The organism is Streptomyces sp. NPDC058239, assembly GCF_042882185.1.
Taxonomy (GTDB): Bacteria; Actinomycetota; Actinomycetes; order Streptomycetales; family Streptomycetaceae; genus Streptomyces.
Map to the genome: position 1 here is coordinate 208,603 of NZ_JBHVWS010000002.1, position 21,822 is coordinate 230,424.

General features: G+C 70.3%; 19 protein-coding genes and 1 pseudogene. 11 read left to right on the top strand and 9 right to left on the bottom strand.

The window, feature by feature from the left end; all coding sequences use genetic code 11:
• The first annotated feature begins 99 nt into the window (after nucleotides 1-99).
• The 3 genes and pseudogenes from ACFVYE_RS03510 (at nucleotide 100) to ACFVYE_RS03520 (ending at nucleotide 2,899) form a co-directional block, all read left to right on the top strand.
• The gene (locus tag ACFVYE_RS03510) at nucleotides 100-1,110 is read left to right on the top strand and encodes a hydroxyacid dehydrogenase (RefSeq protein WP_383960685.1); all 1,011 of its coding nucleotides are present in this window, start codon (nucleotides 100-102) and stop codon (nucleotides 1,108-1,110) included.
• 124 nt (nucleotides 1,111-1,234) lie between these two features.
• A pseudogene (locus ACFVYE_RS03515) lies at nucleotides 1,235-1,360 on the top strand (IS5/IS1182 family transposase); the annotation flags it as partial.
• A gap of 702 nt (nucleotides 1,361-2,062) precedes the next feature.
• Nucleotides 2,063-2,899 carry an alpha/beta fold hydrolase gene (locus tag ACFVYE_RS03520; RefSeq protein WP_389604134.1) on the top strand — a complete coding sequence of 279 codons (837 nt, stop codon included), beginning with the start codon at nucleotides 2,063-2,065 and terminating at the stop codon, nucleotides 2,897-2,899.
• Between the two features lie 190 nt (nucleotides 2,900-3,089).
• On the opposite strand, the gene ACFVYE_RS03525 is transcribed toward ACFVYE_RS03520, so the two are convergent.
• The 4 genes from ACFVYE_RS03525 to ACFVYE_RS03540 form a co-directional block, all read right to left on the bottom strand.
• Nucleotides 3,090-3,608, bottom strand: coding sequence for an RICIN domain-containing protein (locus tag ACFVYE_RS03525; protein WP_389603857.1), 519 nt, complete (start codon nucleotides 3,606-3,608; stop codon nucleotides 3,090-3,092).
• Between the two features lie 229 nt (nucleotides 3,609-3,837).
• Nucleotides 3,838-4,629, bottom strand: coding sequence for a hypothetical protein (locus tag ACFVYE_RS03530; protein ID WP_389603859.1), 792 nt, complete (start codon nucleotides 4,627-4,629; stop codon nucleotides 3,838-3,840).
• A complete protein-coding gene (locus ACFVYE_RS03535) occupies nucleotides 4,586-4,918 on the bottom strand; it encodes a hypothetical protein (RefSeq protein ID WP_389603861.1) in 333 nt (110 codons plus the stop codon). Before ACFVYE_RS03535 ends, ACFVYE_RS03530 begins: the two co-directional genes overlap by 44 nt.
• A 29-nt stretch (nucleotides 4,919-4,947) precedes the next feature.
• Complete coding sequence (locus tag ACFVYE_RS03540; RefSeq protein WP_389603863.1) at nucleotides 4,948-5,166, bottom strand: hypothetical protein; 219 nt, start codon at nucleotides 5,164-5,166, stop codon at nucleotides 4,948-4,950.
• A gap of 110 nt (nucleotides 5,167-5,276) precedes the next feature.
• Here ACFVYE_RS03540 and ACFVYE_RS03545 point away from each other — a divergent pair, with 110 nt between their 5' ends.
• The 4 genes from ACFVYE_RS03545 (at nucleotide 5,277) to ACFVYE_RS03560 (ending at nucleotide 10,221) form a co-directional block, all read left to right on the top strand.
• The gene (locus ACFVYE_RS03545) at nucleotides 5,277-6,521 is read left to right on the top strand and encodes an MFS transporter (protein WP_383972129.1); all 1,245 of its coding nucleotides are present in this window, start codon (nucleotides 5,277-5,279) and stop codon (nucleotides 6,519-6,521) included.
• A 394-nt stretch (nucleotides 6,522-6,915) separates the two neighbouring features.
• Nucleotides 6,916-7,944, top strand: coding sequence for an L-threonine 3-dehydrogenase (gene tdh, locus ACFVYE_RS03550; RefSeq protein WP_383972132.1), 1,029 nt, complete (start codon nucleotides 6,916-6,918; stop codon nucleotides 7,942-7,944).
• A gap of 36 nt (nucleotides 7,945-7,980) precedes the next feature.
• Nucleotides 7,981-9,174, top strand: coding sequence for a glycine C-acetyltransferase (locus ACFVYE_RS03555; protein ID WP_327272219.1), 1,194 nt, complete (start codon nucleotides 7,981-7,983; stop codon nucleotides 9,172-9,174).
• Nucleotides 9,175-9,288: 114 nt separating this feature from the next.
• On the top strand, nucleotides 9,289-10,221 hold the full coding sequence (locus ACFVYE_RS03560; protein ID WP_389603865.1) for a LysR family transcriptional regulator: 933 nt from the start codon (nucleotides 9,289-9,291) through the stop codon (nucleotides 10,219-10,221).
• Nucleotides 10,222-10,300: 79 nt separating this feature from the next.
• Here ACFVYE_RS03560 and ACFVYE_RS03565 read toward each other — a convergent pair whose 3' ends face one another.
• Nucleotides 10,301-12,946 (bottom strand): ABC transporter permease, encoded by a 2,646-nt coding sequence (locus tag ACFVYE_RS03565; protein ID WP_389603867.1) that lies wholly within the window; start codon nucleotides 12,944-12,946, stop codon nucleotides 10,301-10,303.
• Nucleotides 12,943-13,668, bottom strand: coding sequence for an ABC transporter ATP-binding protein (locus tag ACFVYE_RS03570; RefSeq protein WP_389603869.1), 726 nt, complete (start codon nucleotides 13,666-13,668; stop codon nucleotides 12,943-12,945). The genes ACFVYE_RS03565 and ACFVYE_RS03570 overlap by 4 nt, the downstream gene beginning before the upstream one ends.
• A gap of 164 nt (nucleotides 13,669-13,832) precedes the next feature.
• Here ACFVYE_RS03570 and ACFVYE_RS03575 point away from each other — a divergent pair, with 164 nt between their 5' ends.
• The gene (locus ACFVYE_RS03575) at nucleotides 13,833-15,062 is read left to right on the top strand and encodes a sensor domain-containing protein (protein WP_389603871.1); all 1,230 of its coding nucleotides are present in this window, start codon (nucleotides 13,833-13,835) and stop codon (nucleotides 15,060-15,062) included.
• Nucleotides 15,050-15,709 (top strand): LuxR C-terminal-related transcriptional regulator, encoded by a 660-nt coding sequence (locus ACFVYE_RS03580; RefSeq protein ID WP_383972147.1) that lies wholly within the window; start codon nucleotides 15,050-15,052, stop codon nucleotides 15,707-15,709. Before ACFVYE_RS03575 ends, ACFVYE_RS03580 begins: the two co-directional genes overlap by 13 nt.
• A 94-nt stretch (nucleotides 15,710-15,803) precedes the next feature.
• Here ACFVYE_RS03580 and ACFVYE_RS03585 read toward each other — a convergent pair whose 3' ends face one another.
• On the bottom strand, nucleotides 15,804-17,297 hold the full coding sequence (locus ACFVYE_RS03585) for a hypothetical protein (RefSeq protein WP_389603873.1): 1,494 nt from the start codon (nucleotides 17,295-17,297) through the stop codon (nucleotides 15,804-15,806).
• Between the two features lie 54 nt (nucleotides 17,298-17,351).
• Nucleotides 17,352-17,744, bottom strand: a complete 393-nt coding sequence (locus ACFVYE_RS03590) for a VOC family protein (protein ID WP_389603875.1) — start codon at nucleotides 17,742-17,744, stop codon at nucleotides 17,352-17,354.
• Between the two features lie 125 nt (nucleotides 17,745-17,869).
• On the opposite strand from ACFVYE_RS03590, the gene ACFVYE_RS03595 reads away from it, so the two are divergent.
• Both ACFVYE_RS03595 and ACFVYE_RS03600 read left to right on the top strand, forming a co-directional pair.
• Nucleotides 17,870-18,514, top strand: a complete 645-nt coding sequence (locus ACFVYE_RS03595) for a nucleoside/nucleotide kinase family protein (RefSeq protein ID WP_383972155.1) — start codon at nucleotides 17,870-17,872, stop codon at nucleotides 18,512-18,514.
• Nucleotides 18,515-18,584: 70 nt separating this feature from the next.
• Complete coding sequence (locus ACFVYE_RS03600) at nucleotides 18,585-19,712, top strand: aminopeptidase P family protein (protein ID WP_389603877.1); 1,128 nt, start codon at nucleotides 18,585-18,587, stop codon at nucleotides 19,710-19,712.
• Nucleotides 19,713-19,927: 215 nt separating this feature from the next.
• On the opposite strand, the gene treZ is transcribed toward ACFVYE_RS03600, so the two are convergent.
• Nucleotides 19,928-21,709: a malto-oligosyltrehalose trehalohydrolase gene (gene treZ, locus ACFVYE_RS03605; protein WP_383972161.1), complete on the bottom strand. Its 1,782-nt coding sequence runs from the start codon at nucleotides 21,707-21,709 to the stop codon at nucleotides 19,928-19,930.
• Nucleotides 21,710-21,822 lie beyond the last annotated feature (113 nt).

The window sequence follows — 21,822 nt, forward strand, 5'->3', positions numbered from 1 at the left end:
TTCGACATCCGGTCAGACATTTCCCCACACGCCCGACCAGGGGCCGCGAGTCGATTCACTGACGTCCTGTCAGTGAAAGAGCTGAGGAGCGCAACCGATATGAACGAGCCGGCACCCAGACCGACAGCACTGCTGGTCATGGAGGAAGAACGCAGGGCAGACGTCTATCCCCGCGAGGTCCTGGCCGAAATCGACCGGCTCGTGCACCGGCAGGGTCCACCTCTCACGCGGCAGCAGCTCGATGAGGATCCCGACGTGTTGGGGCGGACCGACGTCCTGCTCACGGGCTGGGGCGCGCCCGTCCTCGATGCCGCCTTCTTGTCGCATGCCCCTCAGCTGCAGGCCGTCCTCGTCGCGGCGGGCTCCGTACGGCACCTGACCACGCCCGCCTTCTGGGCACGCGGTATTCCGATCGTCTCCGCGGCCGCGGCCAACGCCGTTCCGGTGGCGGAGTTCACTCTCGCCCAGGTCCTCCTCGGGCTGAAGCAGGTACACCGCATCACCCGGGAGATGGCGAGCAGCCGTCGCTTTCCTCACAATCCCAAGGTCCCGGGTGCCTACCGGTCACGCGTGGGCTTGATGGGGCTCGGGCACATCGGTCGCCTCGTTGCGGCTCACCTCAGCCGCTTCGACATCGAGATCCTCGCCACGGACCCCATCGCCTCCGCCGACACCGCCCGGCGGACAGGCGTCCGGCTCGTCGGCATCGAGGAGCTCTTTGCCACCTGCCACGTCGTCAGTCTTCACGCACCCCTCCTGCCTGAGACCCGCGGCACGATCGGGGCACGGCTGTTGAACTCCCTGGGGCCGGGCGTGACGCTGATCAACACCGCGCGTGGCGCGCTCATCGACGAGCGAGCCGCAGTGGAGGTCCTGCGTGCCAGACCCGACCTCACCGCTGTACTCGATGTCACACACCCGGAGCCTCCGGCCCGTGACTCGCCACTCTTCACCCTTCCCAATGTTGTCCTGACACCCCACCTCGGCGGTGCCCTCGGGGCCGAACGTCACCGTCTCGGACAGCTTGTGCTCGACGAACTCCGCCGCTTCACAGGGGACCAGCCTCTTCAGTTCGCCATCGACCCCACCCGCGCCGCGTCCCTGGCCTGACGCCGCAGAAGTCGCAGCGGCACCTGCGGGCCCGGGGGTTCGGACAGGTGCCGATGGTGGGCCAACGAACCTCACAGTGCGGCAATTTGCACCACTGCTGGGGTGCTCGCCGGCAACCGCATGCCGGGTGGGAGCCCGCGTCGAGCACGCCTTCGCCCGCATGAAGAACTACAAGATCCTCCGCGACTGCCGACAACGGGGCGACGGCCTACACGCGGTCCAGGCTGTCGTCCACATGCACAACTTCGCCCCGACCGCGTGGCCAGAACCACCGCATCCGGCCCTGACCTGTCGGAACACAGCCTTGTGCAAAACGCCCCAGTCGGCACTGCCCTGGGCGGATTCGCTGCTCCGCGTCAGCCACAGGCCGATCCCGGAACCGACCGCGACGATCGCGACGACCGCGCCGGCAAGGGCCAGGATCGATGTGGTGCCGGTGAGGTCACCGAAGTTGGTGAAGTGGACGGCTGCGGCAAGAGCGGCTACGACCAGAGTCCAGAGCTCGTACGGTTCAGGCAGGTCCCACGACCCGGAAGCCAGGACGAAGTCCTGTTCCGGAAGCGGAAAGCCGACGGGCGGGTCCGCTACGGACACCGACACGAGAAATCCCCCTCGCCATCGACACGACACGCTGAAGGCGGCGCTCAAGCCTGGACGGAGCAGGCCACGGCGTCAGGCGCGTGATCGGTCCGCCACCCGACAGGGCCCGATGACATCACATTTCGTGATCCCTCTCTGTCCCATTGTGATATCTCGTCATGCATACGCCCGAATCCAGCCCACCGTCCCGCCCGATCCGATAGCACGCGCGCTCCTCAGCAAGGTCGAGGATGTGGTGCTTTGGCGTGCGCCACCGGCATAGGTTCGGGGCAGCGCACGACCCTGTCCGTCGCGAATCGAGGAGAGTGCACACGGCGTGACCGAACAGCCCTGCACATCGCCGGCACCGCAAGTGTCCGAGGTCCAGCTGTCCGCAGGCCCGGTGGAGTACCAGGACACCGGTGGTGACGGCCCCGTCGTCGTCCTGCTGCACGGCGTGGCCATGGACGGCTCACTCTGGCGGCATGTCGTCGCCGATCTGAGCTCCGATTACCGATGTGTTGTACCGACCTTGCCACTCGGTGGCCACCGTCGGCCCATGAAGCCGGACGCGGACCTGTCGGTCCTCGGGGTGGCCAGGCTGGTCGCGGAGTTCCTCGATGCGCTCGATCTCGCCGATGTCATCCTCGTGATGAGTGACTGGGGCGGGGCGCAGGCTCTCGTTGCCGACGGGCGGGATCAGCGGATCGGAAGGCTTGTCATCACGTCCTGCGAGGCGTTCGACAACTTTCCGCCGGGGCTGCCCGGGAGCAATCTCCACACCTCCGCGAAACTGCCCGGCGGGCTGAAATTGGCCTTCTCCCTGCTGAAGGCGAAGCCGATGCGGCGGCTGCCCATGACCTGGGGGTGGATGAGCAAGCGTCCGGTGCCGCACGAGGTGATGGACGCGTGGTTCCGACCGCTGTGGACGTCGAAGGAGATCCGGCGGGATCTGCAGAAGTATGTCCTTGGCGTGCCGTCCAAGAGCGAACTCCTGCGGTGGGCCGAGAAGTTGCGTGACTTCGACCGCCCGGCGCTGGTGGCCTGGGCGACCGAGGACAAGGTCATGCCGCCCGAGCATGGGCGCAGGCTCGCCGAGATGCTGCCCAGGGGCGAACTCGTGGAGATCGCCGACAGCTACACACTCATTCCCGAGGACCAGCCACAACAACTCGCCCTGCATATCAGGGAATTCTTGCGGAGCTCCTGAAACTTGGACCGTTCCTCATGTGGTCAGGCGGACGAGCCGCTTGGAGACCAACGGCGAACACCACGATGACGGGATACCTGGCGTCAGACTCGCTGCGCTTGAGGGCCTTTTCCGGGCCACTCGTAGTCGATGGACGTGCGAAGCGGCGGGGCCCGGTCGTGGCCCCGCCGCGTTCTGTCCGGCAGCCGGGTCAGGCAACGATCCTGAACCGCTGGTTATCCGTGCCGGCGCACTCGTACTGAACGACCGGGGTGTCGTCCGCCGGGCTCTGCCCCTTCACGTCGAGGCACTTGTCGGCGAAGGTCCGGATCTCGAACTCTCCGTTGCCGACGTTCCTGATCCTGAATTGCTGGTTGGCCGTGCCGGCGCACCCGTACTGGATGATCGGGGTGTCGTCCGCCGGGTTCTGCTCACTCACGTCGAGGCACTTGTCGGCGAAGGTCCGGATCTCGAACTCTCCGTTGCCGACGTTCCTGATCCTGAATTGCTGGTTGGCCGTGCCGGCGCACCCGTACTGGATGATCGGGGTGTCGTCCGCCGGGCTCTGCTCACTCACGTCAAGGCACTTTTGGACGAAAGTCTGGATCTGAAAGGTCTCGTTCTGCAGGCCTGCGCCCGACGCGCTTGTGGTGGATGCTGTGGCCACAGCAGCTGCTGCGAGGGCCAGAGTTGTCAGGACGCGTCGCCCCGGCGTTGTTGCAAACCGCATGAAACAGCCTTCTCTCATTCCCGACCCCATGCGGGATCACACAAAGCAACGACGCCGGGGGTGTTAAGTGGCTGTCATGGCGGTATGTCATGCTTTCGTGTACCAAGTGGTCATCCCGGGCCCCCTCGAAGCCCGATGGCACCCGCTCGCCGGTTCGCCGGTACGCGATCGAGGCAGGATGAACTCCACCGGCTCCACTGGTCTGTCAATGCAAGCTGAAATTGCGGGCTTATTCAAATGTTTGGATAATTTTGCCGTCCTTGGACACTTGGTAATAGTTGGCCGCTGATATTTCCAGTTTGAATACGGTTCCGTACTGTTTACGGATGTCCGCCACTGTCTTCGATGTCGGCTCATGCAGGCACCGTGTGACAGGTGGCTCACTCTTCACGCACGGATCCTGCTCCTCGACCAGCTTCTTCCGGCTGCTGCGCACGGTGTCCCATGACAAGGTCTGCGAAGGGTCGAACACCTGGGCCGGTTCTTGCGTGTGAGGGCCCGTCGGGTTCGGGCCGTGGCCCCGGTAGTAGTCGACGAGGTGTCTGCGGTAGTAGTCGTGGTTGAACGGGATCGTCCCCCCGGGGGCTCCGGCGAGGGAGTCACGGTCGCCTGCGGTGAAGATGCCGTCCAGGACGTCACCGATCCGATGCGGGTCGGCTCCGTAATAGGCGGTGACGCGCATGGCGCAGCGGATCTTGTACTGGTCATCACCGGTCGGGAAGAACCACTCTTTCGCTGCTCCCCCGATACACATGTCGTTCACCGTGACCAGGCCAAGGGTGAGGGCGGTGTTCTTGTCGTAAGCGTGCACGATGTTCCGAAGATGCTCCTCGGCCGCCTTCCGTGACTGTTGAGCCTGCGTGCTGTCCGCAAGGTCGCGTACCTCCTTCGGGCTCGTGGCGCGGTTTTGGGAAGAGCAGGCGGAGAGGGTGAGGACGAGGAGGAGGGAGAGGAAGCCGAGGAGGCGTTTGACGGCGTCACGCATGGCAGATGCGGAGGCCGGTGCCCACTTCACAGTCATGTGGCAATTGTCGTAAGGGAGTTGGCGGCGTCCATCCGTACTCGTACTCATACGGGTTCGTGGGCATCCCGCGCAGAGGCGCGCCCCGGCTCCTTCGGTGGGACGAGTGGGCGGGCAGGCCGTACTTGTTGATGGCGGCCTTCAAGTCGACCTCGACCGCATAGGAGTGGAACGCGGCAGCGACATCGGTCAAGTGGGCGTCGTCCCGGTACAGCGGGATCCGGTCCAGGACGTCCGCCCGCCAGATGCCGCACTCGTGAAACGTGGGGCCCAACCGCGGCTTTTCCACGCGCAGTTCCGGAAGCGGGCAACTCTGCTTCACCAACTCCTGCAGCTCCCGACCGCGTCCGGATGCCAGGGCGAGCATCGGGGAGAACCACTGTCCGGCATGTAACGCTGACCGACGGCGCCGAGCGGCTCCGAGCCCGCGCACACCCCCAGAACACGCGCGCCCCTGCGGTGCCGCTCCACGATCCACTGCCGCAGCCGTGCCTCGTAGGCGCCGGCGGGGTCGGCCACCGCAGGCACGACCACCACGTCGGGCTCGGTACCGTGCCGCGCTCCACCTCCGCCTCTCTTGCCAGTGCAAGTAATGTGCAGCAAGCTTGTCCGGTCCTTACTGCCTGCCCTGGATGCGGAGCCACGTCATGCCTCGTCTGCTGCCGGACGCCGGACCCCAACGCACCATCGCGGCATCGAACTTCGTCAACACCGTCGGCAGCGGCCTCTATCTGACCGCCGGGGTGCTGTACTTCACCGAGGCGGTTCACCTTCCGGCAACACAGGTGGGGCTCGGGCTCGGCATCGCCGGATTCGTCTCGCTCGCCGTGGGCATCGCCATCGGCCGCCTCGCGGACACACGCGGAGCACGCGGTGTCTATGCGACCACCCTTGTCGTCCGAGCGGCGGCAACAGCCGGTTTCCTGCTGGTGGACAGCTTCTGGCCGTTCGTCCTCGCGGTATGTACAGCCATCGGTGCTCAGGCGGCCGGACTGGCTGCACGCAGTCCGATCATCAGGCGTTACGGCGGGGACCGGCCGCAGGAATTCCGTGCCCATCTCCGTGCCGTGACCAATATCGGCATCTCTCTCGGTGCCCTACTGGCGGGCTGGGCCGTCCAGGTGGGCACCCACACCGCCTACCAGCTCCTCGTCCTCGGCACCGCGATCTCCATCGCGGCTTCCGCGGCCGTCCTGGTCTTCCTGCCGCCGGTCGCGCCCGGGCCCGTCGTCAACGGCCCTCGCTGGATCGCCCTACGGGACCGCCCCTACCTACTGATCACCGCACTCGACGGCGTCATGGCCATCCAGTTCAAGGTGCTCACCGTGGCCATTCCGCTCTGGCTGGTCGCGGCCACCACCGCCCCGCGCTGGCTCATCTCGGGCACCATGCTCATCAACACCGTCATCGTCATCGCATTTCAGGTACGGGTCAGCCGCGCCATCGATTCCCCTGCGGCTTGCGGAAACGCCTACCGGCGATCAGGAGTGGCCTTCCTGGTCTCCTGCTCGCTGATCTCGCTGTCCGCAGGGATACCGACGTGGGCTTCCGCCACGCTGCTCATGACCGCGGTGGTGATCCACACGGTCGGCGAGCTCTGGCACTCCGCCGGAGGCTTCGAGGTGTCGTTCGCTCTCGCCCCGCAACATGCCACCGGCCAGTACCTGGGCGTGTTCGGTCTGGGCGCCGGCCTGGCCGAAGCCCTGGGGCCGAGCCTGCTCATCTCGCTCTGCATCACCTGGGGCCGCCCCGGGTGGTACGTCGTAGGAGCGTTGTTCACCCTGACGGGCCTGGCAGCACCACTTGCCGTCCGCTGGGCACAGCGTCATCAGCACGCCGGGCAGACACACCCTGAAGCCGCGGAAAAGACGTCGGCCGTCGGAACGCCTTGATGCCGCAACAGTTCTCCCGAGCGCTGCCCACGCCGAGCCCGCGATCACCGAACGATGCGGTAACGGGGAGACGGGGATGTTTCTCCACCGGGTCGATGACGGTCGGGCGCGCTTCCCGGGGCCGTACGGAAAGGTGTGAAGCGGAGCCGGGGAACGGTATGAGGCGGAGCTGCGGAAAGGCATGAAGCGGAACTGCGGGCGCGCTTAAGAAAACCTCGATGGACCTGTGGCGCGGGGTGCGGCAGATTTCTCCGTGACGGCAGAGGATGGTGCGCGGCAGCCGATCGACGCGTGCTGCCATGCCGTCCCTCTTTTCTTCCCCGGGCCGCAGGCTTCCTCAAGGCTGCCCCGGCCCGGGGTACTCAACGCCGTACCAGCGCAGGGAGCCGCAGCCGTGAAGGCACTCGTGAAGCAGAAGGCCGAGCCGGGACTCTGGCTGATGGACGTGCCCGAGCCGGAGATCGGCCCCTCGGACGTACTGATCAAGGTGCTCCGTACCGGCATCTGCGGCACCGATCTGCACATCCGGAACTATGACGGCTGGGCGCAGCAGGCCGTGAAGACCCCGCTCGTCCTCGGCCACGAGTTCGTCGGTGAAATCGCGGAGATCGGCGCCGATGTCGTCGACATCAACATCGGTGACCTGGTCAGCGGCGAGGGCCACCTCGTGTGCGGGAAGTGCCGCAACTGTCTGGCGGGCCGCCGCCACCTGTGCCGCTCCACGCTCGGGCTCGGCGTCGGCCGGGACGGGGCGTTCGCCGAGTACGTCGCCCTGCCCGCGTCCAATGTCTGGGTGCACCGGGTCCCCGTCGACCTCGACATCGCCGCGATCTTCGACCCGTTCGGCAATGCCGTGCACACCGCGCTGTCGTTCCCGCTGGTCGGCGAGGACGTCCTGATCACCGGCGCCGGACCGATCGGCATCATGGCTGCGGCCGTCGCCAAGCACGCGGGCGCCCGCAACGTCGTGATCACCGACGTCAGCGAGGCCCGCCTGGAACTGGCCAGGAAGGTCGGCGTCAGCCTCGCCCTCAACGTCGCCGAGGAGACCATCGCCGAAGGGCAGAAGCGCCTCTCACTGCGCGAGGGCTTCGACATCGGCCTGGAGATGTCCGGCCGGCCCGAGGCGATGCGCGAAATGATCGCGAACATGACGCACGGCGGCCGGATCGCCATGCTCGGACTGCCGTCCGAGGAGTTCGCCGTCGACTGGTCCCGCATCGTCACCTCGATGATCACCATCAAGGGCATCTACGGCCGCGAGATGTACGAGACCTGGTACGCCATGTCCGTACTGCTGGAGGGTGGCCTCGACCTCGCCCCCGTGATCACCGGCCGGTACGGCTACCGAGACTTCGAAGCAGCCTTCGACGACGCGGCGAGCGGCCGCGGCGGCAAGGTCATCCTCGACTGGACCTCCTGACCCGACGCCCTCGTAGACAGCTGGGAGACACCCCTCATGTTCGACTCCGTACGCGACGACATGCGCACCACCCTCGACGAGATCGAGGCCGCCGGACTGCACAAGCCCGAGCGCGTGATCGGCACCCCGCAGTCCGCGACCGTCGCCGTCACCGCGGGCGGCCGCCCCGGTGAGGTGCTCAATTTCTGCGCCAACAACTACCTGGGCCTCGCCGACCACCCCGACGTGATCGCCGCCGCCCACGACGCGCTGGACCGCTGGGGCTACGGCATGGCCTCGGTCCGCTTCATCTGCGGCACCCAGGAGGTCCACAAGGAGCTGGAGCAGCGGCTCTCCACGTTCCTCGGCCAGGAGGACACGATCCTCTACTCCTCCTGCTTCGACGCCAACGGCGGCGTCTTCGAGACCGTCCTCGGCCCGGAGGACGCGGTCATCTCCGACGCCCTCAACCACGCCTCCATCATCGACGGCATCCGCCTCTCCAAGGCCAAGCGCTTCCGCTACGCCAACCGCGACATGGCCGACCTGGAGACGCAGCTGAAGGAGGCGTCCGGGGCCCGGCGCCGACTCGTCGTCACCGACGGCGTCTTCTCCATGGACGGGTATGTCGCCCCGCTGCGCGAGATCTGCGACCTGGCCGAGCGCTACGACGCCATGGTCATGGTCGACGACTCGCACGCCGTCGGCTTCGTCGGCCCCGGCGGCCGCGGAACGCCCGAGCTGCACGATGTGATGGACCGCGTCGACATCATCACCGGCACCCTCGGCAAGGCGCTCGGCGGTGCGTCCGGCGGTTATGTCGCGGCCCGCGCCGAGATCGTCGCGCTGCTGCGCCAGCGCTCCCGCCCGTACCTCTTCTCCAACTCGCTCGCCCCGGTCATCGCGGCGGCCTCGCTCAAGGTCCTGGACCTGCTGGAGGCCGCAGGCGACCTGCGCGAGCAGCTCAATGCCAACACCGCGCTCTTCCGTACCCGGATGACCGAGGAAGGCTTCGACGTCCTGCCCGGCGACCACGCCATCGCCCCCGTCATGATCGGGGACGCGGCGAAGGCAGGCCGGATGGCGGAGCTGCTCCTGGAGCGCGGTGTGTACGTGATCGGGTTCTCCTACCCGGTAGTCCCGCAGGGCGCGGCCCGTATCCGCGTCCAGCTCTCCGCCGCGCACTCCACGGCGGATGTGAACCGCGCCGTGGACGCGTTCGTCGACGCGCGGGCCGCACTGGGGGAGTAGCGCCCCGTACGGGGTGCCGTCCCGGGTTTTGTCCGGCATCCCCATCGGACAGTCCCACCCGGGAGCCTCACCCGGGCGGCAGGGTTCCCTCCGTGACCTGGGACAATGGGGCACATGATCGATGCACGGCGGCTGCGCATTCTCCGTGCGGTGGCGGACCACCGCACGGTGACTGCCGCAGCCGCCGCGCTGTATCTCACCCCCTCCGCGGTCTCCCAGCAGCTCGCCGCGCTGGAGCAGGAGACCGGGCACCGGCTGGTCGATCGCAGTGCGCGCGGCGTCCGGCTCACCGCCGCCGGCGAGATCCTGCTGACCCACACCAACGCGGTCCTCGCCCAGCTGGAACGGGCGGAGGCCGAGCTCGCCGCGTACAGCGCCGGGGACGCCGGTACGGTCACGGTCGCCGCGTTCGCCACCGGCATCGGCCTGGTCCTCGCCCCCGCGATAGCCGAACTGACGCTCACCGCGCCCGGCATCCGGGTCCGTGTCCAGGACGCCGAGGGCGATGCGAGCGTGCCGATGGTGCTCGACCGGCAGGTCGATGTCGCGGTCGCCGTCGAGTACCGGGGTGCGCCGGGCGAGGACGACCGGCGGCTGACCCGGGTGCCGCTGTACTCGGAGCCGTTCGACGCGGTGCTGCCGGTGGGGCATCGGCTGGCCTGCCGGGAACAGGTGGCGGTCGCCGACCTGGAGAAGGACCCGTGGATCGGTCCGTACCCCGGCAACCCGTGTCATGACGTCGTGGTCCTGGCCTGCGAGTTCGCCGGGTTCCAGCCGAGGCTGGAGCACTCCTCGGACGACTTCCGCGCGGTGGTCGCGCTGGCCGGCGCGGGTGCCGGGGTGGCGCTGGTGCCGCGGTCGGCGTTGCGGGGGATGGACCTCACGGGGGTGGTGGTGCGGCCGGTGGAGGGCAGCGCGCCGACCCGCCGCGTGTTCGCCGCGGTGCGGCACGGCGCGGAGGGGCATCCGCTGATCGCGCCGGTGCTCGATGCGCTGGCCACGGCGGCGGTACGGGAGGCGGCGCTGCCGCTGCCGGCCTCGCGGTGACACGCGCCGAGGGGGCGGGGATGTCCGCCTCCGGTGACGCGCGTCGGCGGCGGGCGTCGACCTCTTCCGCCGGGCGGGCTCAGACTCGGCGCCCCAGGACCAAGCGGCCGCCGGACGAGCCCGGCCACATCGCCCCCGCACCCGCCGCCACCGTCACGGCCAGTGCCAGCGCCCCGTACTGCACCGGCGGCAGATAAGGAACCGAACCGGTTGTCGACACCGCGAACGCCACCAGCGGCACCGCCGCGACCAGTGTGCCGATCGCCAGGCCCGCCACCGCCACCAGTCCCGTCTCCAGGACCAGCGTCCGCCTCACCTGGCGGCGGCCCGCGCCGACCATCCGCAGCAGGCGGAATTCCGGGCGGCGGCCCACCGTGATCAGGGACAGCGTGCTGATCACCGCGAGCAGGGCGAAGCCGCCGATCACCCCGACACCGATGATGATCAGGGCGTTGTCCTGGTCCGACGACGGCGGGGCGATCCGTACGTCGTCCGCCGTCGCGGTGCGGACCTGCACACCCGGGTACGGGGAGAGGGCGCGCCGTACGGCCGAGGCCGACCCGCCGTCCTTTGAGCGGATCAGGATCTGCTGGTCGCGCGGTGCCGAGACATGCCCGGCCAGGGCCTCGCGCGGCAGCATGAACTCGCCGAGTCCCAGGGCCCGTTCGTAGAGCGCCACCACTCGGAGCCGTACCTCCGTACCGTCACCGAGGCGGAGCTTCAGCCTGTCGCCGGTGCCGATGTCGAGGTCGGCGGCCCGGTCCTTGCCGACCGCGACCGTGTCCCTGCCGGTGAGGTCCGCCGGATCGCCCGCCGTGACGTGCGGGTCGAGCGTGCCGGGCAGTTGGTCCGCCGTCACACCCAGCACGGGGAACCGGTCCAGCTTCGGATCGCCCATCTCACGATGGGCGAGGACGACGCTGGAGCGCAGCAGACCGGTCGCCGCCTTCACCCCGGGAACCTTGCGCACTGCCTGCGCCGCATCGGCCGGCAGTCCGGCGACCGGACCGGTCGCCACGAGGTCCGCCCGGAGCGCGGCAGCGGCCTGCCGGTCGGAGGCCCGCTCCAGCGTCGAGCCGGCCGCCAGTTGTACGCAGACGAACGCGACGACCAGCACGATCGGGGTGATCGCCGCACCGAGTCGCCGATTGTGCGCGGCGGCGGACTTGGCAGCCAGGAACCCGGAGACCCCGCCCGCGCGCCGTACCGGTGTACCGAGCACCCGCATCGCCACCCGGGCGATCCACGGACCGAGCAGCGCCACCGCGATGATCAGCGAGGTTGCCGCACCCGAGGCGGCCACCGCGGCGGCCTGCCCGCCCTGCGCCGTTGCCGCGCCCGCCGAACCGATACCCGCGACGGCCAGCACCGCTCCTGCGGCCGTACGCAGCCGGCCGGGCTCGCCCGGTTCGGGCGCACTGGCCGCGCCCAGCGCATCGGCGGGCCGCAGCCGGGTGATGGACCTGGCAGCGAGCATCGACACCGGACGGGCCGCCGACGCGATGAGCACCGCGGCCGTGGCGCCCGCGGCGAACGGCAGCCACACCGGCACGGGCAGCGGCAGCGGGTCCGTGGTCAGCAACGACCGCATCAGCAGCCCCAGCGGTACGGCCCCGGTCCCGCCCAGCACCGCGGCGGCGCATGCCACCCGGCTCACCTCGCGGCCGACTGCCGACCTGAGCTGCCGGGGCGTCGCCCCGACCGCGCGCAGCAGCGCCAGTTCACCGGAGCGCTGGTGGACCGCCTGGGAGAGGGTGGTGGCGATCACCAGGAGCGCCACCATGAGGACCGTTCCCGCTATGGAGGCGAGCAGTGGGAGCAGATCGCCCCGTGCGCCGAGTGCGTCGATGTACTCGGCCTGCCCGCGTTCCGAGCCGGTGAGGACCAGGACTTCGCGGTCCCCGTGTGTGCGGTCGGGCAGCGCGGTGTCCAGGGACACCCGCAGTGCGTCGGCCGACACGCCCTTCTCGGCGACGACACCGATGGCGTCGACCGTGCCCGGGTGTCCGGCCAGCGCGGTCAGCCGCTGCTCGGTGAAGAAGACGGCGGGGGCGGCGCCCCGATGACCGGTGTCGGCGACACCGCTGACGGTGTACGGCTGAGAAGCCCCGTCGACCTGCAATGTCACATGGCTCCCGGGCTTGTTCCCGGCTGCGGCCGCCAGCGCGCTGTCGACGACCACCTCGGTGGACGTCCTCGGCGCGTGTCCATCCGTCAGCCGGTACGGAGTGAGCGCGGCGGACGCCCAGGAACGGCCGACAGCCGAAGCCCCGCCGGCCCCGGTACCACCGCTCCCGCCGCCCACGGCCACCGGGACCGAATCGTCCGCGACGGCCTTCGCGACCCCGTCCGCGGCGGCCGCCTTCGCCACCGCGGAGCGGTCGAGACGGACCCGTTCCGACAGATACGTCTTCGCGGTCTGCGGCTCGCTGCCCCACGGCTTCGCCGTGTACGTCACCTTCTGGTCGGCCGCCACCACCGCGTCGGCCCCGGCATGACGCTCCACCGGCGGCCGCGCGAGCAGCAGTGAACCGAGGACGAAAGCGAACGCGCCGATCAGCGCAGCCGCGGCCGTCGTCGCCGCGAACACCGCGGCCCAGGCCCGGCGATGAGTCTTCAGCGAACGCCGGGCGAGGAACGCCGATGCCCGCCGCACCCCGGACCGCACATCCGCATGAGGCCTTCGCGTGTCCGTACTCGTGCCCATGCCCGTACTCGTGCTCATCGCAGCCGGCCGCCGTCCATCGTCAGCACGGTGTCGGCCCAGCCGGCCGCCACCGGATCATGGGTGACCATGACGACCGTACGGCCGTCGATCCGTACCGCGTCCCGCAACAGACCGAGCACCAGCGACGCCGACTCCGGGTCCAGGGACGCCGTCGGTTCGTCCGCGAAGATCACATCGGGTCCGGTCACCAGCGCCCGTGCCACCGCGACCCGCTGCTGCTGGCCGCCGGAGAGCGTCGCGGGGCCCTGCCCGCCGCGGCCCGCCAGGCCGACCCGGGCCAGCAGATCCCGGCCGCGCGTCAACACCCGTTCGTCCGCCGGATCGGCGCCCGCCAGCACCAGCGGCAGCACGACGTTCTCCTCGATGTTCAGCGAAGGCACCAGATTCAGGGCGTGCGACTGGAAGACGAAGCCGATCCGGTCACGGCGCAACCGGGTCAGTGCGGCCTCGGACAGCGAGCCGAGATCGGTGCCCCCGACCCGTACCGTCCCCGCCGTCGGACGGTCCAGGCCCGCCGCGCACTGCAGGAACGTGCTCTTCCCCGATCCCGAGGGGCCCACCACCGCGGTGAAGCTCCCGGCCGGGACCGCACAGCTCACCGCGTCGAGCGCGATCGCCTCCCGGCTGCCGCCACCACGCCGTCCGTGGCGTCGGCTCACCGACTCCAGACTCAGCGCGGTCGCCCGCACCGCTGTGATCGTGTCCACCGTCGACTCCACCGTTCCTTCTCTGCCTCGTTCTTTCCGACCTGCATGAACGCTATGAAGAACGGGGTGTCCGGGCGAGGGTGCGCGCTCCCGGACAGGGGGTACAGCCGGCTCCACCACGGTCAGGGGGAGGCCTCCACTCCGGTGCCGGGTGAACCCCCGTAACGTGCTGTGTCATGAGCACCACTCCCGCCCCGCTGACGGTCGCCATCCGGCGTTCGTGGGATGCGGCGCGCTATCTGTTCATCGGCGTTCCGATCGCGCTGCTCGCATATGTGGGCACGTTCCTGGTGGTGGCGACCCTGATGTTCGCCGCCGTGATCATCGGACTGCCCGCCCTGCCCGAGGCGGCCAAAGTGTTGCGCCGGTTCGCGGAGTTCGAGCGCCGCCGGGCGGCCGCGCGGCTCGGTGTGCCGTTCACGCCGACGCCGTATCCGCCGCTGGACGGCGGCGAACTCTCCGAGCGGGTCCGGCGCGTACTCACCGACCCGACGGTCTGGCGCGACGCGCTCTGGCTGCCGATCCAGGCGCTCATGGGCAATGCCCTCGGCTACCTCGCGATGGTGCTGTGGCCGGTCGGGCTCCTCGTCGACGGGGCCGCGCTGCCCGTAGTGCACCTGCTGGACCGGCGGGCCGCCGACGAGTACGGGACGCCGCTGCCCGCGCGCCGGGGCTGGGTGCTGCGCTGGCACTCCGTACTCGCGGACCTGTCGGCGAGCTGGACCCGGTCCCTGCTCACCTCCTCGCCGTCCACCGCACTGGCCGAGCGGATCGCCCAGCTGACCGAGAGCCGGGCCGGGGCGGTCGAGGCGCACGGCGCCGAACTGCGACGCATCGAACGGGATCTGCACGACGGAGCCCAGGCCAGGATCGTCGCCCTGTCGATGCGCATCGGCCTCGCCAAGCAGCTCCTCGACCGCGACCCGGCCGCCGCGCGCATCCGCCTCGACGAGGCACAGGACGGCGCGGAGGCGGCCCTCGCGGAACTGCGGCACGTGGTGCGCGGCATCCATCCGCCCGTACTGACGGACCGTGGACTGGCGGGAGCGGTAAGGGCGCTGGCCGCCGATGTCGCTGTGCCCGTCACCGCGGAGCTCGACGGTGTGGAGGACGGGCGACGGCTGCCGGCCGCGATCGAGGCCGCCGCCTACTTCGTCATCGCCGAGGCCCTCACCAACATCAGCAAGCACAGCGGCGCGACAGCCGCGACCGTACGGATCGACCGGACCCCCGGCACCCTGCGGGTGACCATCGGCGACGATGGTCACGGCGGCGCGGACGAACGCGCCGGCAGCGGGCTGGTCGGAATCAGGCGACGGATCGCCGCCCTCGACGGCACCACCCGCATCAACAGCCCCACCGGGGGGCCGACGCACATCGAAGTGGAGCTGCCGTGCGGATCGTGATCGCAGAGGACAACGCGTTGCTGAGGGAGGGGCTGATCCTGCTGCTCACCAGCTCGGGGCACGAGGTGGTGGCCGACGCGGCGACCGGGCCCGAGGTGCTGCCCGCCCTGCTCGAACACCGCCCGGACGCCGCCGTGCTCGACGTACGGCTCCCGCCCAGCTTCCGCGACGAGGGGCTGCGCGCCGCACTCGCCGCCCGCGCGGAGATGCCCGAACTGCCGATCCTGGTCCTCTCGCAGTACGTCGAGGAGACATACGCCGCCGAGCTGCTCGCCCAGGGCGCCCAGGGCATCGGGTACCTGCTGAAGGACCGGGTGGGCCGCGTCGACCAGTTCCTCCAGGCGCTCGACCGGGTGGCGGGCGGCGGCACTGCGCTCGACCCCGAGGTCGTGACCCAGCTGCTGACCCGCAAGTCGTCGGCCGAACCCCTGCAGAGCCTCACTCCGCGCGAGCGTGAAGTCCTGGAACTGATGGCACAGGGCAAGGCGAACGGCACCATCGCCACCGAACTGGTGGTGACGGAGCGGGCCGTGAGCAAGCACATCGGCTCGATCTTCGCCAAGCTCGGCCTGGAACCGGACGACGGCACGGTGCACCGGCGGGTGCTTGCGGTGCTGGCGTATCTGGAGGGCAAGGGCACGCGCTGACGTGCGCCGTGCCTGGCTGACGGGGGTACTGTCCGGCCGGGCCGGTCGTCCGGCCGGGCCGGTCGTGCGGCGCGCGACCGGCAGGGCAGTTCATTCAGCCGTGCCGGCCCTTCATACGGGCCACGGCCCACTTCGCCTCCTGGGCCAGTTCGCCGATGCCTGCATTCACCTGCCACTTCGCGCGCTTCATCAGGACCTTCGTCGCGGTCAGCGATTCATGGGCGAGATCGGTCCGCCCTTCCCCGGCGGCCGCAACGCTGATGCGCAGCTGTTCCTCCACGACGATGTGGCCCACGCGGCGTCGCCTCCAGTCGCCCTGCCCTTCGTCGAGATCGGCACAGGCCTGTCGGACGGCCTCCCAGGCCCCGGAAAGGTCTCCGGCACACCTTCGCAGCAGGGCCAGATGCAGTCGGCCCGTGCCCCGATCCGACGGTCTTTCCTGAAGGGAGACCCACAGGGCCTGTGCCCGAGCCGCCTGCGGGTGGTCCCCGAGCAGTTCGAGCTCCCTGCGCAGTCCGGCGAGCCGGTCCGCATCGGGCCCGGTGTCGTCGAGCAGGCGGATCAGCGTGGACCTTGCCGTTTCCGTCCGGCCCTGGCGGCGGGCCAGCCCGGTCCACAGCAACGGGGACTGTGCTTCGAGGTCTTCTCCGAAGTGAGCCCGGTCCAGCCCGCGTGCCCACTCGGCGAGCTCCGCCGCCCCGTCCGGCCACGGGTGCAGACCCCACCGCAACGCGCTGTTCCTCCCCCGCAGACCCCGCAGCAGGGACACGTCCTCGGCCAGTCCGTGCACCCCCACCAGAACCACCGCCAGCCGGAGCTCCTCCGTCAGGCCCGAGGCATCATCGGCCTCCGCCGTCAACAACCGGCGCAGCAACAGCAGATCGTTCCGCCGACGATCGAACTGGGCAGCTCGCAGCACGGTCGCACGCCGTACCGGATCCCCGGTGGTCCGAGTGACAGCGGGGCTGCCGGCTGCTCTCCACCGGGCCAGGTCGGCGCGGCCCGGCTTCAGCACCGTCTCCCACAGGGGTGCGCGGGGATGCGGGTCCAGCGGCCCGGCAGCCACCAATTCCGCATCGTGCAGCAGGAGATGGTCCGGATCTGTTCGCAGCAGGCAGTCGTGCAGCCGCCCGATCAGCTCGACAGCGGACCGGTCCGGCAGGCCGAGCGACCTCCGCAACCGGGCACGCCGAGCGTCCATGTCCGGTGCGCACATCTCACGGATTTCGTCCTCGATCCGCTTGACCGCCGCCAGTATGCGCGCCTCGCCGTCGGCGGGCGACAGCCGGACGTGGTCACGCCACCCCGGCAGCCCGATCAGGATCTCGAGCGTCTCGTCCACCGTGTCGCCGATCAGCCCTGCCCGGCCCTCGGAAGACGCGTAGAGCACCGGCCCGTCCGGACCTTCGCCGCACACGAAGTACGTCCCACCCGTGCCGTCACCGGCTATCGCGGTCAGCCGCGCCCCCGACGCCAGGCGTACCGCTTCGGCGTGCTCGGCGCGGTCCAGGTCGAAGTCGAAAGGGAACGCCGCCAGTTCGGCGAGGTCCGGACGGGTACGCAACCGGTGAAGGGCACGATCGGTCATGCGTCCAACGTAACGGTGACCACCGACAACTTCCGCGGACGCAGCCGCCGCAGGTCAGGGCCGCGTGGGCTGGAGCAGATCCCAGCGATTGCCGTACAGGTCCTCGAAGACCGCCACCGATCCGTATGCCTCGTGCCGCGGCTCCTCCAGGAACCGCACCCCGGCGGCCAGCATCCGGGAGTGGTCGCCCGCGAAGTCCTCGGTGTGCAGGAAGAAGCCGACCCGGCCGCCGGTCTGTGCGCCGATGCTCGCCCGCTGCGCCTCGTCCCCGGCGCGGGCCAGGAGCAGCCCGGTCCCCTCCGTGCCGCGCGGCCGCACGACCACCCAGCGCGAGCCGTCGCCCCGGTCGGTGTCCTCCACCAGCTCGAAGCCGAGGGCGTCCGTGTAGAAGGAGACGGCTTCGGCGTAGTCGCGGACGACCAGGGTGACCAGGGCGATGTGCGGCATGAGATTCCTCGGACGGGGGCGGGCAGCGGTGTGGTGAGCCAGTTGGTTATACGTAACACTACTCGCCTCTGCGGGAACCGCGCGGTCCGCACCGCCATGACGTCCGTCGGGCACGCGGCGGGACAATGCCCCGCATGGACATCAGTGAACTCACCGAGCTGACGGCGCGCGCCCTGCGCCTCGCCGTCCCCGGCCACCGCCGCATCCTCGGCATCGCCGGACCGCCCGGAGCCGGGAAGTCCACCCTGGCCGCACAGCTCGTCGACGCTCTCGACGGTCTCGCCGTCCTCGTCCCCATGGACGGCTTCCACCTCGCCCAGGCCGAGTTGGAACGGCTCGGCCGCGCCGGACGCAAGGGCGCCCCCGACACCTTCGACGCCGCCGGTTACGCGGCCCTGCTCCGGCGCCTGCGCCTCCCGGAACCGGAAACCACTGTGTACGCCCCTGCCTTCGACCGCGCCCTGGAGGAGCCGATCGCCGGGGCCGTCCCCGTACCCCCGGACGTCCCGCTGGTCGTCACCGAGGGCAATTACCTCCTGCACGACGAAGGGGCCTGGGCGTCCGTACACCGGCTGCTCGACGAGGTCTGGTTCCTGGAACTCGAACCGGCCCTGCGGGTACGCCGGCTCGTCGACCGGCATGTGCGGTTCGGCAAGCCCCGGCCGTACGCGGAGCAATGGGTGGCCGGGTCCGACGAACCCAACGCACGCCTGGTCGAACGGGGCCGCCCCCGCGCCGGCCTCGTTGTACGGCTGCACCCGGAGACCTGACCCCCGCTCGCGTGGACGGGCACGTACGGGCAGGATGCTGTATGCCGTGTCGCGTCGCCAGGAGGTCCGCATGTCCAGCCCGAACCAGCCCGTACCGTTCACCGCCGACGACTACCGGGCCCGGATGACGCGTGCCGCCGAGAGCGCCGCCGAGGCCGGGCTCGCGGGAGTGCTGGTCGCCCCCGGACCCGATCTCGTCCACCTCACCGGCTACCAGCCCGTGAACACCGAACGCCTCACCGTCCTCGTCCTCGCGGCCGGCCAGGACCCGGTCCTGGTCGTCCCGACCCTGGAGGCCCCGGACGCCGAGAAGGCCGTCGGGGCGCCGGCCCTCACCCTCCGGGACTGGACCGACGGCAAGGACCCGTACGCCGTCACCGCCCCGCTGCTCGACGGCCGGGGCCGGTTCGCGGTCAGCGACAACGCCTGGGCGATGCATCTGCTCGGGCTGCAGCGGACGCTTCCGGACACCTCGTACGTCTCCCTCACCGAGGCCCTGCCGATGCTGCGCGCCGTGAAGGACGCCGCTGAGCTGGAGCGGCTCGCGGCTGCCGGGGCCGCCGCCGACGCCACGTACGGCGAGATCCTCAAGGTGCGCTTCGCCGGCCGCAAGGAGACCGACATCGCCGCCGATCTGGCCGGTCTGCTCAAGAGGTTCGGACACTCCCAGGTCGACTTCACCGTCGTCGGATCCGGCCCGAACGGCGCCAATCCGCACCACGAGGCGGGCGACCGCACCATCGAGCAGGGCGACATGGTCGTGCTCGACTTCGGCGGCCTCAAGCACGGCTACGGCTCCGACACCTCCCGTACGGTCCATGTCGGCGAACCCACCGCCGAGGAGCAGCGGGTCCACGACATCGTGCGGGAGGCCCAGGAGGCGGGCTGCAACGCGGTCCGGCCCGGCGTCGCATGCCAGGAGATCGACCGGGCGGCCCGCGCCGTCATCACCGAGTTCGGCTACGGCGAGCGCTTCATCCACCGCACCGGCCACGGGATCGGCGTCACCACCCACGAACCGCCGTACATGATCGAGGGTGAGGAGCGGCCGCTGGTGCCCGGGATGTGCTTCTCCGTGGAGCCGGGCATCTATCTGCCGGGCCGGTTCGGTGTCCGGATCGAGGACATCGTGACCGTGACCGAGGACGGTGGCCGACGCCTCAACAGCACCGCGCGCGAACTGGCGATCGTCGAGTAGCGCCCGGCACCAACGGTCGCGGTCGCTCGGCCGCTCCAGGACGCCGTACGGATACGGCAGCGGGCGGGCGCTCGCCGCGTCCGGCCTCGCCGTCCGGTGGGCCGTCAGCTCCCCGGCCCACGGCGCCGGGACTGTCGGTGAGCTGCTCGGTGGTGCGCGCCCCGATGAGGGGGAGCGCACCCGAAGGCAAGGGCCTTACCGCGCGTCCCCGGAGATCAGTCGTCGGCCAGTACCACGCACGACTCCGGCGGCAGATGCAGCAGCCCGTCGCCGCCCGGGGACTCCACCGGCTCCCACGCGGCCACGACTCTGCCTCCGGCTCCCCGGCGCCGGCCGCCGCCCAGCGGGATCGTCGCCGGCTTCTCGTCGAGGTTGACGGCGATCCGCAGATCTCCCCTGCGGTACGCCAGCCAGCGCGCCTGTTCGTCGTGGGCGGTCCGCACCGACGCCAGGTCCGGGTCCGAGAGGTCGGGCAGGGCGTGGCGCAGTGCGATCAGCTCGCGGTACCAGGCGTGCAGACGGGCGTGCGGCTCCTGAGCCGGTTCGCTCCAGTCCAGGCAGGAGCGGTTCCGGGTGGCCGGGTCCTGCGGGTCCGGAATGTCGTCCGCCGCCCAGCCGTGCGCCGCGAACTCCCGCCGTCTGCCGCCCCGGACCGCCTCGGCGAGCGCCGGATCGGTGTGGTCGGTGAAGAACTGCCAGGGGGTGCGGGCGCCCCACTCCTCGCCCATGAACAGCATCGGGGTGAAGGGCCCTGTCAGAACGAGGGCCGCGGCGCAGGCCAGCAGACCGGGCGAGAGCGTGGCGGAGAGCCGGTCGCCCAGTGCCCGGTTGCCGATCTGGTCATGGGTCTGGGCGTAGCCGACGAAGCGGTGGGCCGGGGTGCGGGCGATGTCCACGGGGCGGCCGTGGGTACGGCCGCGGAAGCTGGAGTACGTCCCGTTGTGGAAGAACGCGCTCGTCACGGTCTTGGCGACAGCGGCCAGCGGGGCGGCGGCGAAGTCCGCGTAGTAGCCCTGGGACTCACCTGTGAGCGCGGTGTGCAGGGCGTGGTGGAAGTCGTCGTTCCACTGGGCGTGCAGGCCGATCCCGCCCGATTCGCGAGGCGTCGTCGTCCGCGGGTCGCAGAGGTCGGACTCGGCGATCAGTGAGAGCGGACGGCCGAGTTCGGCGGCGAGCGCGTCGGTCGCCGTGGACAGCTCCTCCAGGAAGGTCAGCGCCCGTGTGTCGGCCAGGGCATGGACCGCGTCCAGCCGCAGTCCGTCGAGCCGGTAGTCGCGCAGCCAGGCGAGCGCGCTGCCCAGCAGATACGCCCGCACCTCGTCCGAACCGGGCGCGTCGAGATTGACCGCCGCGCCCCACGGTGTGTGGTGGGTCTCGGTGAAGTACGGGCCGAAGGCCGGGAGATGATTGCCGGACGGGCCGAGGTGGTTGTGGACGACGTCCAGGACGACCGCGAGTCCGAGACCGTGCGCCGTGTCGACAAAACGCTTGAGCCCCTCCGGGCCGCCGTACGGCTCGTGCACGGCCCAGAGCGACACCCCCTCGTACCCCCACCCGTGAGTGCCGGGGAAGGGACAGACCGGCATCAGCGACACATGGGTGATGCCCAGTTCGGCGAGATGGCCGAGCCGGGCCGCCGCGGCGTCGAAGGTGCCCTCGTCGGTGTACGTACCGATGTGCAGCTCGTACAGGACGGCGCCCGGGAGCCCCCGGCCCGCCCAGTCATTGCGCCAGGTGTACGCCGAGTGGTCGACAACGGCGCTCTCGCCGTCCGGCCCGTCCGGCTGACGGCGCGAGCGCGGATCGGGCAGCACGGGCCCATCGGCCCCGCCGTCCGCGCCTTTGTTCAGCGCAAAGCCGTAGCGGTCCCCGTCCGACGCCTCCGCCTCGGCGGTCCACCAGCCGGCCCGTACGGGATCAGGCCCCATTGCCCGCAGCGCACCCGCCAGCCGCAGTTCGACCGAGTCCGCATCCGGTGCCCATACCTCGAACAGCATGCAACGCTCCTCGTCTCCTCGTCCCCGTGCCCCATGGTCGGCATCAGCCGCGACGACTGACTCGCGACACTGGATCGAGCCCGTTACTGGCGATTAAGGTCTGGTTCTGATCA